Genomic DNA, 14659 nt, shown 5'->3' with positions numbered 1-14659 from the left:
GCCCGATCAGCCGGCAAGCGCGCGCGGCCCGAGGAAAAACAGCCACTCGGCCGCCAGCGTGACGGTGCCGTCCTCGAGTTCGAGCAGCACCTCTTCCTTCAGCAGAAAGCCATCTTCTCCCTTGGGCGTCGCGCCCAGGATGCGCACACGCGCCCGGAAGCGTGCGCCCACCGGCATCGGCCTGACGAAGCGCAGGCGGTCGAATCCATAGTTCAGCGCGTGGTTCGAATCGAACTGCAGCAGCGTGCGCATGGCCTCGCCAGTCAGCCGGATCAGGTGCGAGACCTGGAAGAAGCCCGGCACGATCGTGCCGCCGTAGCTCGCCTCGCAGGCCGCGCGCTCCGGGTCGAGGTGGATCCATTCGCCTTCGCCATCGCCCGAAAGCACCGCGTACTGGTCGACCATCTGCTGCGTGATGGCATGCCACTCGGACAGGCCTTCCTGGCCGATCTTCTGCGTCAGGCGGTCGAGCATGCGCGCTCCTTCAACGGATGGCGTAGCCGGCGACAACGCCGGCGAACACCGTGAAGCCCAGCCAATGATTCAGCCGGAAGGCCTTGAAGCAGCCGTCGCGGGTCCGATCGCGAATCAACCGCCAGTGCCAGAGCGCCTGCCCTGCAGCGATGGCGATCCCCGCGAAGAACAGCACGCCCAATGACCGGCTGGCACCGGCCCACGCCCAGACCGCCAGGAAGATCGCGTAGCTCATCATCACGGCCGCCACGTCCAAGCGGCCGAAGGTGATGGCCGAGGTCTTCATGCCGATCTTGAGGTCGTCGTCGCGGTCGACCATCGCGTACTCGGTGTCGTAGGCAAGCACCCAGAAGAGGTTGCCGGCCAAGAGCCACGCGGCGAACACCGGCACTGTGGACTGCACCGCCGCGAAGGCCATCGGGATGCCGAAGCTGAAGGCAATGCCCAGCACCGCCTGCGGGATCGACACGAAGCGCTTGGCGAACGGATAGATCAGCGTGATGGCCAGCGCAGCGAACGACCACAGCACCGTCACCCGGTTGGTGGTGAGCACCAGCCCGAAGGCCATGAGTGCGAGCACGGCGCCGAGCGCGAGCGCTTCCCTGACCGAGATGGCGCCGCTCGTCACGGGCCGCTGGGCGGTGCGCTTGACGTGCCGGTCGAAGTCGCGGTCGGCCACGTCGTTGACGCAGCAGCCCGCGCTGCGCATGAGGAAGGTGCCGAGCGTGAACACCACGACCAGCTGCCAGCCCGGCCAGCCGTCGGCCGCGAACCAGAGCGCGCCCAGCGTGGGCCAGAGCAGCAACAGCCAGCCGGCAGGGCGGTTCCAGCGGATCAGGTCGAGGTAGAGCGCGAGACGACGGGCAAGCATGCGGCGGCAGAAGGACGAAAACGACGGACGAAAAAAGAGCGGCCATTGTGCCGCTCTCTGTTTTCGCTTCCCGGATTCCGGGATGCCCGTCAACTCAATCCTCGAGCAGCGAACGCAGCATCCAGGCGGTCTGATCGTGCACCGTGCAGCGCGCGGTCAGCATGTCGGCGGTCGGATCGTCGCCGGCCTCTTCGGCCACGGGGATGAATTCGCGCGCGATGCGGGAGACCGTTTCGTGGCCCTTCACCAGGATGCGCACCATCTCCATCGCCTTGGGCGGGTTCTGGGGCACGTCGGGCACGGTGGCGATCTTGCTGAACTCGGCGTACGAGCCCGGCGCGTAGTGGCCGAGGGCGCGAATGCGTTCGGCGAGCACGTCGGTCGCGCCCCACAGCTCGGTGTACTGGCCCATGAACATCGCATGCAGCGAGTTGAAGTGCGGGCCGGTCACGTTCCAGTGGAAGTTGTGCGTCGTGAGATACAGCGTGTAGGTGTCGGCCAGCACGCGGCTCAGGCCTTCGGCGATGGCCGCGCGGTCCTGGCGCTCGATGCCGATGTTGATGATCGGCGCGTTGCGGCTGCCGGACTCCTGCGCGACGATGGCGCCGCCCTTTTTGGGCACCTTGCCCGAGGAGGGGGTGGACGCTGGCTTGGTTTTCTTTGGAGCTTTGGCCATGGCGAGTGGTCTTTCTTCAAGTTGAGATGAACATGTCGATTCTCGAAGCCGGCACGCGGCTTCGCAACAGCGTCACTCTATCCCAGCGATCAACGATTCAAAACGGCCGGCACGTAGGCCGACTTCGCAAATCGTCAGGACAAACGTTTGACGCCCGGCAACTCGCAGGCATAGATGGCATTGCGCAGCGCGGCGATCGCCTCGTAGCGCGTGAAGGTGCGCCGCCACGCCAGCACCACGCGGCGCGTGGGCGGCTCGCGGTCGTGCGCGTCGCGCACCGGCAGGTAGCGCAGCATCTGCTCGGCGTCTTTCTTGCCCTTGGGCTTGGGCTTGAGCGCCTCGGCCGGCACCGACAACCGCGGCACCAGCGTCACGCCCATGCCCGAGGCCACCATGTGCTTGATGGTCTCCAGCGACGAGCCCTCGAAGCTCTTGCGGATGCCTTCGGCATTGCTGGAGAAGCGCGCGAACTCGGGGCACACCTCGAGCACGTGGTCGCGAAAGCAGTGGCCGGTGCCCAGCAGCAGCATGGTCTCGTTCTGCAGCTCGTCGGAGGTGATCGATTCGCGGCCGGCAAACTTGTGATTGACCGGCAGCGCGGCCATGAAAGGCTCGTCGTACAGCGGCGCCATCGCCAGGCCCGTATCGGGAAAGGGCTCGGCCATGATCGCGCAGTCGATTTCGCCGGCACGCAGCATCTCCAGCAGCTTGGCGGTGAAGTTCTCCTGCAGCACCAGCGGCATCTGCGGCGTGCGTGCGATCACCTGGCGCACCAGGTCGGGCAGGAGATACGGGCCGATGGTGTAGATCACGCCCAGGTTGAGCGGTCCGGCAAGCGGGTCTTTGCCGCGCTTGGCGATTTCCTTGATGCTGGCGGCCTGGTCGAGCACGCTTTGCGCCTGCTGCACGATCTGCTCGCCCAGCGGCGTGACGGTCACTTCGCCGGCGCTGCGCTCGAAGAGCTTGACCTCCAGCTCATCCTCGAGCTTCTTGATGGCCACCGAGAGGGTCGGTTGGGAGACGTAGCAGGCCTCGGCCGCCTTGCCGAAGTGCCGTTCGCGGGCTACTGCGACGATGTATTTGAGTTCGGTGAGAGTCATAGCTTGCGTCAATTATGCGCAAGCGGGCGTGACAGGAGCGCCCTGGGGTCTAAGCGGGCCTTGCGCCGCGCCCCGCGTCCCTCAGCGCCCGTCGAAATACGGAATGAAGATGTCGTTCGCCCCCACCCCCACCTGCCTGACCCAGTCCAGCGAAAAGTGCTCGCCCAGGCGCCGCAGGTCGCGGTTGAACAGATAGGACACCGGCTCGGTCTTCACCCCGTTGCGGCGCAGTTCGTCCATCGAGCGGGCCGCGGCGGCGGCGCTGTCCGCCCAGCCGCGCCGCTCGGCGGCCGCGCAGGCGGTCTGCAGCGCGTCGCGCGAGGGCGCGGCCAGCGCGTCCCAGGCCTTGCCGTTGGCGAACACCAGGTTCTTCGGAAACCAGGCGTCGATGTCGTAGAAGAAGCGCATCGACTGCCACACCCGGCTTTCCACCCCCGTAACGGCCGAGGTCAGCATGCAGTCGATGCGGCCGTCGGCCAGCGCCTTGTCGAGTTCGGCGGCCGGCACGTCGACCGGCACCGCACCCATCAGCGTGGCGATGCGCGCAGTGGTGGCGTTGTAGGCGCGCATGCGCAGGCCGCGCACATCGCCCATGCCGGCCAGCGGGCGGTTCGCGTACAGGCCCTGCGGCGGCCAGGCCACGGCATAGAGCACGCGCAGGCCGCGCTGCGTGAACTCGCGCTCGATCAGCGGGCGCTGGATGCGCCACAGCCGCATCGCGTCGGCGTAGCCGTGCGTGATGAACGGCACCGAGTCGGCGCCCGCGAGCGGCACCTCGGCGACCAGGCTGCTCATGATGGCTTCGCCGGCCTCGGCCTTGCCGTCCTGCACCGCCGCGCGGATGGCGTTCATCGCGAACAGCGTGTTTTTCGGATGGACCTCGACGCGCAGCTGCCCCTGGGTGGCCTGCTCGACCTCGCGCGCCATCGCCACGAGGTTGACGGTGTGGAAGTTCTCCGCCGGATAGCCGGTGGCCAGCCGCCACACGACGGCGCCGGGCGCGGCCCAGGCGGGCGGCAGCGCGCACAAACTCCCCGCACCGCACGCCAGCATGTGGAAGGACCGACGCGTCAGGGCGAGGTGCTCCATGGCATCAGCCGATGGTCGCGAGCGTGGCGCCCGCCGCCACATAGCCGCCCGTCGCCACCGAGAAGGCGATGCGCCCCGCGCGGTGCGCGACGACCTGCATCTCCATCTTCATGGCCTCCATCACGGCGACGACGGCGCCCTGCGCCACCTCGTCGCCGTCGGCCACCTTCCAGCCCTGCAGCGTGCCCGACACGGGCGCGGCAACCGCCGCGGCATCGGCCGCAGGCGCTTCGGCCGCCGCGATGCCCGGCGTTCCTGCGGCAGCCGACAACCCACCCAGCAGCACCGCAGGCAGGCCCAGCGCCATGCGCTTGCCGTCCACTTCGATCGCGGTGCGCAGCAGCGCGGTGTCGGGCGCCGGGTCTGGCCGCATGGCGGGCGCCTCGCCGTTGGCAAAGTCCGTCTCGATCCAGCGCGTGTGCACCTTGAAGGCATCGCCCGAGACGAAGTCCGGGTGCGTCATCACGGCGCGGTGGAATGGCAGCACCGTGGGCAGGCCCTCGATGCGGAATTCCTTCAGCGCACGGCGCGCGCGCGCGATGGCCTGCGCGCGCGTGGCGCCGGTGACGATGAGCTTGGCCATCAGCGAATCGAAGGTGCCCGGCACCTGCGAGCCCGCGTCCACGCCCGTGTCCACGCGCACGCCCGGGCCCGAGGGCGCCTCGAACACCTTCACCGGCCCCGGCGCGGGCAGGAAGCCGCGTCCCACGTCCTCGGCGTTGATGCGGAACTCGAAGGCATGGCCGCGCGGCACCGGCGTCTGCGTGATCGACAGCGGCAACCCCTCGGCGATGCGCAACTGCTCGATCACCAGGTCGATGCCCGTGGTTTCCTCGGTCACCGGGTGCTCCACCTGCAGGCGCGTGTTGACCTCGAGGAAGGAGATGGCGCCGCTCGCGCTCAGCATGAATTCGACCGTGCCCGCGCCGGTGTAGCCGGCCTCGGCGCAGATGTCGCGCGCCGACTGGTGGATGCGCGCGCGCTGTTCGTCACTGAGGAAGGGTGCGGGCGCTTCTTCGACCAGCTTCTGGTTGCGACGCTGCAGCGAGCAGTCGCGCGTGCCGAGCACCACCACGTTGCCGTGCGTGTCGGCCAGCACCTGGGCCTCGACGTGGCGCGGCCGGTCGAGGAACTGCTCCACATAGCACTCGCCGCGCCCGAAGGCCGTGACGGCCTCGCGCACCGCCGATTCGTACAGCCCCTCGACCTCGTCGAGCCGCCACGCCACCTTGATGCCGCGACCGCCGCCGCCGAAGGCCGCCTTGATCGCGACCGGCAGGCCGTGCGCCTCGGCGAATGCGAGCACCTCGCCCGCGTTCTTCACCGGATCGGCCGTGCCCGCCACCAGCGGCGCACCCACCTTCAGCGCGAGCTTGCGTGCCTGCACCTTGTCGCCCAGCATCGCGATGGCCGCGGGCGAGGGGCCGACCCAGGTAAGCCCGGCGTCGATCACGGCCTGCGCGAACGCGGCGCTTTCGGAAAGGAAGCCATAGCCCGGGTGCACCGCGTCGGCTCCGCTGCGCTTGGCCACGGCAAGCAGCTTGGCGATGTTCAGGTAGGTGTCGGCGGGCCTGTCGCCTTCGAGCCCGTAGGCCTCGTCGGCCATGCGCGCGTGCAGCGCGTTCAGGTCGGCGTCGGCGTAGACGGCGACCGACTGCACACCGTGGTCGGCGCAGGCGCGCGCGATGCGAACGGCGATTTCGCCGCGGTTGGCGATCAGGAGTTTTTTCATCGGAGGGCTTTCACGAGATGCTGGAGGCACTTGGGGCGACGGGCCCGGGCGCCGGGATCGGGTTGAACCGCACGCGCGCGTTCACGGGAATCTGCCCCGCGCGGTCCAGGTGATGGGTGGCGACGGACGCGACCACGGGGTAGCCGCCGGTCAGCGGATGGTCGGCCAGGAACAGCACGGGCTGGCCGCTGGGCGGCACCTGGAGCGCACCATGCGCGGTGCCTTCGCTCGGCAGTTCGGCGTGGATGGCGCGCGCCAGGGGCACCTCGCCCGCGAGCCGGATGCCCACGCGGTTCGACTGCGGCGTGACCGCCCACGACTGGCTGCACAGCAGCGCGAGCGCGTCGGGCGTGAACCAGTCGGTGCGCGGGCCGAGCACGATGTCGAGCACGACTTCCTCGCGCACCGTGGGCAGGTCGGCCGGCGGCGTTTCGGGCGCGCCGACCAGCGCGCCGGTGGCAACCGCGCGCAAGGGCAGCACATCGCCCGTGGCCAGGGCGGGCGGGCCGATGCGCGCGAGCGTGTCGGTCGAAAGGCTGCCGAGCACCGGCGCCATGTCGAAGCCGCCGCGCACCGCCAGGTAGCTGCGGATGCCGGCCTGCGGTTCGCCGAGCGCGAGCACGTCGCCGTCGCCCAGCGCGATCGCCTGGTAGCGCGGCAGCGGCCATGAAGTGCCATCGGCGCGGGTGAGCGTCAGGGGCGCATCGGCACCGGTGATCGCCACCACCGCATCGCCACGGCAGGCGAATTGGAAGCCGCCGTAGGCGATCTCGAGGCAGGCCATGTCCGATGCGTTGCCGACCAGCCGGTTGGCCGCCTGCAGCGAGCGCCGGTCCATCGCGCCCGAGACGGACACGCCCTGCTTCGCCTGGCCATGGCGGCCGCCGTCCTGCAGCAGCGCCTGCAGTCCGGCGGCGCGGACCTCGAAGGCGCTGCCGGCCTTGGCGGCGACGGGCTGGACAACCGCGACGGCTGCGGGTGCGGGCACCGCCTGCGGCTGCGCCGTGACATCCACGAAGCGCACCGTGTCGCCCGGCTGCAGCAGCGCGGGCGTCTCGCGCGACAGGTCCCACATCGGCGCATCGGTGATGCCGATGATCTGCCAGCCGCCCGGGCTGGCCTGCGGATAGACGCCGCTGAAACTGCCCGCCAGGCCCACGGCGCCCGCCGGGATGCGCGTGCGCGGCACCTTGCGGCGCGGCACGTTCAGGCTCGCGTCGCCGCCCGAGAGGTAGGCGAAGCCGGGCGCAAAGCCGGTGAAGGCCACCGTGTAGTCGCTGCCCGTGTGGCGGCGCACCACTTCCTCGGGTGCGATGCCCAGCAGCCCGGCCACTTCGGCCAGGTCTTCGCCGTCGTAGCGCACCGCAATCTCGATGCGCTTGTCGACGCGCGCCTCGCGTGCGCCCAGGCTGCGCTGCCCGATGCGGCGCACGAGCTCGTCCGCGCCGATGGCGGCCGGGCGGAACGTGACCAGCAGCGTGCGCGCCGCCGGCACCAGCTCCTCGATGCCCGCGATGGGCTCGGCGCGCAGCGAGGCCAGCAGCGCCAGCGTCTGCGGCAGGTCGTCGAGCTCGACCAGCAGCGCGTTCAGGTTGACCGGCAGAAAGCGCATCGTCATGCGGCGGCGTCCACAAGGGAGTCCACGAAGGGCCGGATCGAAACGCCCGCCTGCTCGAGCCGCACGCGCACCTGGCGCGCCATCTCGACCGCGCCCGGGCTGTCGCCGTGCACGCAGACCGATTCGGCCTCGATGCGCACCGTGCTGCCGTCGATCGCCGTGAGCACGCCATCGGCGGCCAGGCGCAGCATGCGCTCGGCCACCTCTTCGGCATCGTGCAGCACCGCGCCGGGTTCGCGGCGCGACACCAGCGCGCCCTGGGGCGTGTAGGCGCGGTCGGCGAAGGCCTCGGCCACGGCGCGCAAGCCTTCGGCGCGCGCCCAGCCCAGCAGTGGCGAGCCTGCCAGCGCGACCAGGCACAGCGTGGAGTCGACCGCGCCGATGGCCGCGATCACGTCGCGCGCCTGGCGCTCGTCGTGGGCGATGGTGTTGTAGAGCGCGCCGTGGGGTTTCACGTAGCGCACCGTGGTGCCGACCGCGGCGGCCAGGCCTTTCAGCGCGCCGATCTGGTAGATCACGTCGGCGCGCAGGTCGGCGCTTTCCACGTCCATGTTGCGGCGCCCGAACCCCACGAGGTCGCAGTAGGACACGTGCGCGCCGATCGCCACGCCGCGCTCCTTCGCCTGGCGCAGCGTGCGCAGGATGCCGGCCGGGTCTCCCGCGTGGAAGCCGCAGGCCACGTTGGCGCTGCTCACCAGCGACAGCATGGCCGCGTCGTCGCCCATGCGCCACACGCCCAGGCTCTCTCCCAAGTCGCTGTTCAAGTCGATGTTCATCGTTCGTCTTTCCGGCGCGCGGGGGGTGCGCGCCATGGATATCAATGCAAGCTCAATGCAGGCGGCCGGCTGTTTCGCGCACGTCTTCGCGCACCGTGAGCGCGGTTCGGATCGCCACGCGCAAGGCTTCCACTTGCGCGGCCAGCGCCATGCTCGCGACGCCCGGCCTGGAGGCCGCCTGCTCGGGCAGGTAGGGCACGTGCACGAAGCCGCCGCGCGTGCGTGCCAGCACGGGCTGCGTGGCCAGGCGATGCATCAGCGCATAGAAGATGTGGTTGCATACGAAGGTGCCGGCGCTGTTCGACACGGCCGCGGGCAGCCCCGCGGCGCGCACGTCGCGCACCATGGCCTTGATGGGCAGGCTCGAGAAATACGCGGCCGGGCCGCCGGCCACCACTTCCACGTCGATCGGCTGATGGCCCGCGTTGTCGGGAATGCGCGCGTCGTCCACGTTCAGCGCGGCGCGCTCCATCGAGATCTCGGTGCGCCCGCCTGCGGCGCCCACGCACAGCACCAGCGGCAGCGGCGCCTGCCCGCCGAGGATGTCCGCCAGCGCCGCGTCGAGCGTGTCGATGGCGCGGCCGAACACGCAGGGCAACTGCAGTGCATGCACCGATGCGCCCTCGCAGGTCCAGCCGTCGAGCGCGCGCGCGATCTCCCACGCGGGGTTGACGGGATCGTTCTCGAAGGGCTCGAAGCCCGCGAGCAGCACCCGGGGTGCCTTGGCATCGGAGGTCATGCGCAGTGCCTCAGCGGAACATCAAAAAGTACAGCAGGAAGATGTTGACCACCAGCAAGGCGGCGGCGGTCGGCACCTGCACCTTGATCACCGCGTTCTTGTCGGGCAGCTCCAGCAGCGCCGCCGGCACGATGTTGAAGTTGGCCGCCATCGGCGTCATCAGCGTGCCGCAGTAGCCCGAGAACATGCCGATGGCCGCCATCACGGCCGGATCGCCGTGGTACACGCCCACCAGCACCGGCACGCCCACGCCGCCCGTCATCACCGGGAAGGCCGCGAAGCCGTTGCCCATGATGATGGTGAAAAGCGCCATGCCCACCACGTACACGGCCACCGCCACGAAGCGGATGTCCATGTTGATGTAGCTGGTGGTGATGTACGCCACCGCCTTGCCCACGCCCGCGTCCGAGAACACCAGCCCCAGCATGCCCAGCATCTGCGGCAGCACCACGGCCCAGCCCAGCGCGTCGGTCAGGCGCCTGGACTCGCGCAGGCCCTGCATGGGCGTCTCGCGCGTCAGCCAGCAGGCCAGCGCCAATGCGATGACGCAGCCCACGCCCAGGCTCACCAGCGTGGTGTTCTTGGGGTCCAGCAGGAAGGCGTCGCCGATCTTCACCTTGCTCATGAGCACGGTGCCGATCACGGTGACCAGCGGGATCGCCAGTGCCGGCATGAAGAGCTTGTTGCCCAGGCGCCTGGCGCTGGTTTCGTATTGGGCGGCGGTCGGCTCGCGGTGCTTGCCCGCGCCCACGCCGCGCATGCCGGCAATGACCGCCATGGCGATGGCGCCCACGCCGACCCAGGCCGGCGGCAGCTGGTCGCCGATGAGGAACACGAGCGAATACAGCGCCCAGAAAAGGCCGCTGGTGTAGCGCTTGGGGTGCTGCCTGTCGGTCAGCGTCATGATGGCCGTGACCGCGAGGATCAGGCCGACCAGGATGTAGAGGTGCTGGATCGAGAGGATCATGATCAGCGGCCTTCCGGGGTGGCAACAGGTGCAACGACAGCGTCGTGCGCCGTCTCGCCCGCCATCTCGCGCGCGATCGACTGGTCGAGCCGGCGCAGGCGCCACGAATGGATGATGAACGCGGCAATGGCCGTCGGAATGCCCCACAGCGCGATGTGCAGCGGCTCCACGTCGATGCCGGCCTCGTGCAGGAAGGTGCTCATCAGCACGATGGCGCCGAATGCCACGAAGATGTCCTCGCCGAAGAACAGGCCCACGTTGTCGGTGGCCGCGGCGTAGGCGCGCAACTTGTGGCGGATGCGCTCGGGCAGCTTGCCGTAGCGGGTTTCGGTGGCGCCTTCGGCCATGGGCGCGAGCAGCGGGCGAACCATCTGCGGGTGGCCGCCCAGGCTGGTGAGGCCGACGGCGGCGGTGAGCTCGCGCGCGGCCAGGTACACGATCAGCAGGCGCCCGGCGGTGGCCGACTTGATGCGGCTGATCCAGTTCTGCGCGTGCTGGCGCAGGCCGTGGCGCTCGAGCAGGCCGATGACGGCCAGCGGCAGAAGAATGATCAGCGGCAGGTTGCGCGTCTTGACGAACCCGCTGCCGATGGCCGTGAGGATGGCCATCGGCCCGAAGCCCGCGGCGACCGCCGTCACGATGGCCGTGACGATCACCACCAGCATCGGATTGAAGCGCAGGATGAAGCCCGCAATGATCACGGCCACGCCGATCAAGGGCCACAGATGAGGGATGTCAGGAGTCATGTTGGTCTTTCGTTATGGATTCAGAGACACCTTGCGCGGGAGCGCCGGCCTTCGCTTGACGCAAACCTCGTGCCAATGAATGAGCAATTGATTTCACTTGCATCACTCATTAATTAGCAATTGTTGAACAATCATGGTGAGTGTGCCCAACAACAGTGCCCGAAAGTCCCCATGAAAACCCTGAGGCCGACCCATTTGGTGCATCCGCGACGTGGCCCGAAACCTGCGGAGGGACGGCGCGAAACTGCTGCAAACTCGCGGTTCCCCGCTCATCTGCCTTTTTTCGCTCGTCCTTCCACTCACCTCCGGCATGAATTCCCTGGCTTCACCGACTTCCCCCGCCTCGTCCTCGCCCGGCGCGCAGACGCTCAACGACCGGGTCGCCGAGCTCATCCGCCAGAAGATCGTGAAGGGCGAGTTCTCGCCAGGGCAGCGGCTGTCGGAGGCCGCGCTGGCCGACAGCTTCGAGATTTCGCGCAACACCCTGCGCGAGGTGTTCCGCACGCTGACCAAGGAGGGGCTGCTCAAGCACGCGCCCAACCGCGGCGTGTTCGTGGCGGTGCCGAGCATCGCCTCGATCATCGACATCTACCGGGTGCGCCGGCTCATCGAGTGCCAGGCGCTGGCCCAGGCCTACCCGCGCCACCCGGCCAAGAAGCACATGCGCGAGGCGGTCGAAGTCGCGCTGAAGTGCCGCGACGCGGGCGACTGGCTGGGCGTGGGCACGGCGAACATGGAGTTCCACAAGGGCATCGTGGAGCTGGCGGACAGCGAGCGGCTCAACGTGCTGTTCGCGCACATCCTGGTCGAGCTGCGGCTGGCCTTCGGGCTGCTGAAGGACCCGGAGTTCCTGCACGCGCCCTACGTGGACATGAACACCAAGCTGCTGGAGCTCATCGAGGCGGGCAAGTTCGCCGAAGGCTCGGCCTCGCTGAACGACTACCTGATCCACTCCGAGCGCATCGTGCTCGCGGTCTACGCGCGGCAGATGCCCGAGGGCGGCATCGACAACTGATCAGGACGGCGCGAGCTTCATGCCAATAATGCGCCCTTCCCGCAAGACCCCGCAACTCCCGCTGACGGATACGCCATGACCCTGTCTGCCTACCTGCTCTTCCTGCCGGCCTGCTTCGCCATCAACATGGCATTCGGCCCCAACAACCTGCTGTCGGTCACCAACGGTGCGAAGCACGGCGTGTCGCCCGCGGTGATCGCGGCCAGCGGGCGCCTCGTGGCCTTCGCGCTCATGATTGCGGTGGCGGGCCTGGGCATGGGCGCGGTGCTGGTGGCCTCGGAGCTGGCCTTCGATGTCATCAAGTACCTCGGTGCGGCCTACCTGGTGTGGATCGGCATACGCCTCCTGCGCGCACCGGCGCCGACAGCCGAGGTGCAGGCACGGGATGCGGCCGCGCCGCCTTCGCTGCGCGCACTGGCGCGGCAGGAGTTCACCGTGGCGGCCGGCAACCCGAAGGCCATCCTGGTGTTCACCGCGTTCTTCCCGCAGTTCGTGGTGCCCGGCGCCTACGCCTCCAGCTACGTGCTGCTGGGCGCGACCTTCCTGGTGTTCGAGCTGGTCGCGATCGCGCTCTACGCGATGCTCGGCGCGCGCATGCGCCGGCTGGCCAACGGCAGCCGCGCGATGCGCTGGTTCAACAAGGTGAGCGGCAGCATGATGGTCGGCTTCGGGCTGATCCTCGCCTTCACCCGCCGCCCCGCGGCGTAGACACCGCGCGGTCGCTCAGGCCTTCAGGTATTCGGCCTTGGTGCCGAGCCAGCGATCGATGTGCCGCTGGGCCAGCTCGGCGTGCCTCTCGAGCATCACCGGCGCGAGTTCGCGGGCCCAGTCGAGCAGCAGCGTGTCGGTGGTCAGGTCGGCAAAGCGCAGCAGCGGCGCGCCCGACTGGCGCGCGCCCAGGAATTCGCCGGGGCCGCGGATCTCCAGGTCGCGGCGCGCGATCTCGAAGCCGTCGCCCGTCTCGGCCATCGCCTTGAGCCGTGCGCGCGCGGCCTCGCCCACGCGGCCGCTGTCGCCCGGTGCGTAGAGCAGCACGCAGGCCGAGGCCGCGGCACCGCGCCCCACGCGGCCTCGCAGCTGGTGCAGTTGCGAGAGCCCGAAGCGCTCGGCATGCTCGATCACCATCAGCGACGCATTGGGCACATCGACGCCCACCTCGATCACCGTGGTGCTCACCAGCACCTGGATCTCGTTGGCAGTGAAGGCCGCCATCACCGCCTGCTTCTCGGCCGTCGGCATGCGCGAATGCAGCAGGCCGACGTGGATGGCGTCCCCGAGCGTTTCGGCCAGCTCGTCGCGCGTCTCGGTGGCGTTGCGCAGGTCGACCGCCTCGCTCTCCTCGATCAGCGGGCACACCCAGTAGACCTGCCGGCCCTGCGCGATCTGCGCCTGGATGCGGTCGATCACCTCGTCGCGCCGGTGGTCGGCCACCAGCTTGGTGACGATGGGCGTGCGGCCCGGCGGCAGCTCGTCGAGCGTGGAGACGTCCAGGTCGGCGTAGTAGCTCATCGCGAGCGTGCGCGGGATGGGCGTGGCGCTCATCATCAAGAGGTGCGGCTCGAGGTGGCCCACGGCCTTGCCGCGCAAGGCAAGGCGCTGCGCGACGCCGAAGCGGTGCTGCTCGTCGATGATCGCGAGCGCGAGGTTCCTGAAGCGCACCTTCTCCGAAATGACCGCATGCGTGCCGATGACCAGCGCGGCCTCGCCGCTCTCCACCGCGGCCGACATCGCGTCGCGCTCCTTCTTCTTCTGGCTGCCGGTGAGCCAGGCCACGCGCAGGCCGCGCGCGGCCAGGAGCGGATCGAGCCAGCCCACGAGCTTGCCGAAGTGCTGGGCCGCGAGGATTTCGGTCGGCGCCATCAGCGCGCACTGGAAACCCGCGTCGATGGCGCGCGCCGCCGCGAGCGCCGCCACCACGGTCTTGCCCGAGCCGACATCGCCCTGCAGCAGCCGGTGCATCGGAATCTCGCGGCCGAGGTCGCGCGTGATCTCCTCGCCCACGCGCTGCTGCGCGCCGGTCAGGCCGAAAGGCAGCACCGCGAGCAACTGCGCATGCAGCGAAGTCGCCACGGGCTGCGGCGACGAAGGCAGCACCGGCGCACGCTGCGCCGCACGCTCCAGCCGGGCCTGCAATTGCGAGAGCTGCTGCGCGAGCAATTCCTCGGCCTTGATGCGCTGCCAGGCCGGATGGCTGTGGTCTTCGAGCGTCGCCATCGCCACATCGGGCGTGGGGTAGTGCAGGAAGGTCAGCGAGCTGCGCAGGTCCCACGCGCCGCGCAGGCCGATCTGCACCGGAATCGTCTCGTCGAGCACCGCGCGTGCGAGGCCCGAGCGCACCTCGCGCCGCAGCACCGGTTGCGCCAGGCCGGCGACGGTCGAATAGACAGGCGTGAGCGCCTCCGGGAGCGAAGTGCCCGCGGCCTTGACGGTGGGATGCATGATCTGCCGCCCCACGAAGCCGCCGCGCATCTCGCCGCGCACGCGCACCCGCGCGCCGATCGCGAGCTGCTTTTGCTGCGAGGGGTAGAAGTTGAAGAAGCGCAGCTGACAGGTGTCGCTGCCGTCGTCGATGGTGGCGATCAGCTGGCGGCGCGGGCGGTACACCACCTCGCACTCGGTGACCACGCCCTCCACCTGCGCCATGTCGCCGTCGCGCGTGTCGGCGAGCTTGACGATGCGCGTCTCGTCCTCGTAGCGCATCGGCAGGTAGAGCGCGAAGTCGATGTCGCGCACGAGGCCCAGCTTGCGCAGGGCGCGCTGCACGAGGCTCAGGCCCGAGCCGGGTGGCTGCGGCGGCGACGGCGCGGTGGCGGCGTCTACCGGCGTGGAGGGAGCTTTCTTGGCGGGCACGGGCAA

At 69.5% G+C, this 14659-nt stretch carries 14 protein-coding genes; 2 read left to right on the top strand and 12 right to left on the bottom strand.

Features of this window, described 5'->3' with window-relative positions:
* Positions 1–6 precede the first annotated feature (6 nt).
* The 11 genes from RT97_RS03910 to RT97_RS03860 form a co-directional block, all read right to left on the bottom strand.
* Positions 7–474, bottom strand: a complete 468-nt coding sequence (locus tag RT97_RS03910; RefSeq protein WP_042577472.1) for a MaoC/PaaZ C-terminal domain-containing protein — start codon at positions 472–474, stop codon at positions 7–9.
* A gap of 10 nt (positions 475–484) precedes the next feature.
* On the bottom strand, positions 485–1345 hold the full coding sequence (gene ubiA, locus RT97_RS03905) for a 4-hydroxybenzoate octaprenyltransferase (RefSeq protein ID WP_042577471.1): 861 nt from the start codon (positions 1343–1345) through the stop codon (positions 485–487).
* Positions 1346–1439: 94 nt separating this feature from the next.
* Entirely contained in the window at positions 1440–2021 is a 582-nt protein-coding gene (locus RT97_RS03900) for a Dps family protein (protein ID WP_042577470.1), read from the bottom strand.
* 134 nt (positions 2022–2155) lie between these two features.
* Positions 2156–3121 carry a LysR substrate-binding domain-containing protein gene (locus tag RT97_RS03895; RefSeq protein ID WP_042577469.1) on the bottom strand — a complete coding sequence of 322 codons (966 nt, stop codon included), beginning with the start codon at positions 3119–3121 and terminating at the stop codon, positions 2156–2158.
* 81 nt (positions 3122–3202) lie between these two features.
* On the bottom strand, positions 3203–4210 hold the full coding sequence (locus RT97_RS03890; RefSeq protein WP_052810540.1) for a TRAP transporter substrate-binding protein: 1008 nt from the start codon (positions 4208–4210) through the stop codon (positions 3203–3205).
* Positions 4211–4214: 4 nt separating this feature from the next.
* Entirely contained in the window at positions 4215–5942 is a 1728-nt protein-coding gene (locus RT97_RS03885) for an acetyl/propionyl/methylcrotonyl-CoA carboxylase subunit alpha (RefSeq protein WP_042577468.1), read from the bottom strand.
* A gap of 10 nt (positions 5943–5952) precedes the next feature.
* Positions 5953–7554, bottom strand: coding sequence for an urea amidolyase family protein (locus tag RT97_RS03880; RefSeq protein WP_042577533.1), 1602 nt, complete (start codon positions 7552–7554; stop codon positions 5953–5955).
* Positions 7555–7556: 2 nt separating this feature from the next.
* Positions 7557–8336, bottom strand: coding sequence for a LamB/YcsF family protein (locus RT97_RS03875; RefSeq protein WP_042577467.1), 780 nt, complete (start codon positions 8334–8336; stop codon positions 7557–7559).
* Between the two features lie 52 nt (positions 8337–8388).
* Positions 8389–9075, bottom strand: coding sequence for a pyroglutamyl-peptidase I (pcp, locus tag RT97_RS03870; RefSeq protein ID WP_042577466.1), 687 nt, complete (start codon positions 9073–9075; stop codon positions 8389–8391).
* 10 nt (positions 9076–9085) lie between these two features.
* Positions 9086–10042 carry a DUF979 domain-containing protein gene (locus RT97_RS03865; protein WP_042577465.1) on the bottom strand — a complete coding sequence of 319 codons (957 nt, stop codon included), beginning with the start codon at positions 10040–10042 and terminating at the stop codon, positions 9086–9088.
* Positions 10043–10044: 2 nt separating this feature from the next.
* The gene (locus RT97_RS03860) at positions 10045–10788 is read right to left on the bottom strand and encodes a DUF969 domain-containing protein (protein ID WP_042577464.1); all 744 of its coding nucleotides are present in this window, start codon (positions 10786–10788) and stop codon (positions 10045–10047) included.
* A gap of 310 nt (positions 10789–11098) precedes the next feature.
* Between RT97_RS03860 and RT97_RS03855 the strand changes: the two genes are divergently transcribed.
* Positions 11099–11803 (top strand): GntR family transcriptional regulator, encoded by a 705-nt coding sequence (locus RT97_RS03855; RefSeq protein ID WP_042577463.1) that lies wholly within the window; start codon positions 11099–11101, stop codon positions 11801–11803.
* Between the two features lie 75 nt (positions 11804–11878).
* Positions 11879–12511 carry a LysE family translocator gene (locus RT97_RS03850; RefSeq protein ID WP_042577462.1) on the top strand — a complete coding sequence of 211 codons (633 nt, stop codon included), beginning with the start codon at positions 11879–11881 and terminating at the stop codon, positions 12509–12511.
* A 15-nt stretch (positions 12512–12526) separates the two neighbouring features.
* Here RT97_RS03850 and recG read toward each other — a convergent pair whose 3' ends face one another.
* Entirely contained in the window at positions 12527–14653 is a 2127-nt protein-coding gene (gene recG, locus RT97_RS03845; protein WP_042577532.1) for an ATP-dependent DNA helicase RecG, read from the bottom strand.
* Positions 14654–14659: the final 6 nt, after the last annotated feature.

It is taken from the genome of Variovorax paradoxus (assembly GCF_000834655.1).
Taxonomy (GTDB): Bacteria; Pseudomonadota; Gammaproteobacteria; order Burkholderiales; family Burkholderiaceae_C; genus Variovorax; species Variovorax paradoxus_F.
This window is presented reverse-complemented; position numbering and strand designations above follow the sequence as displayed.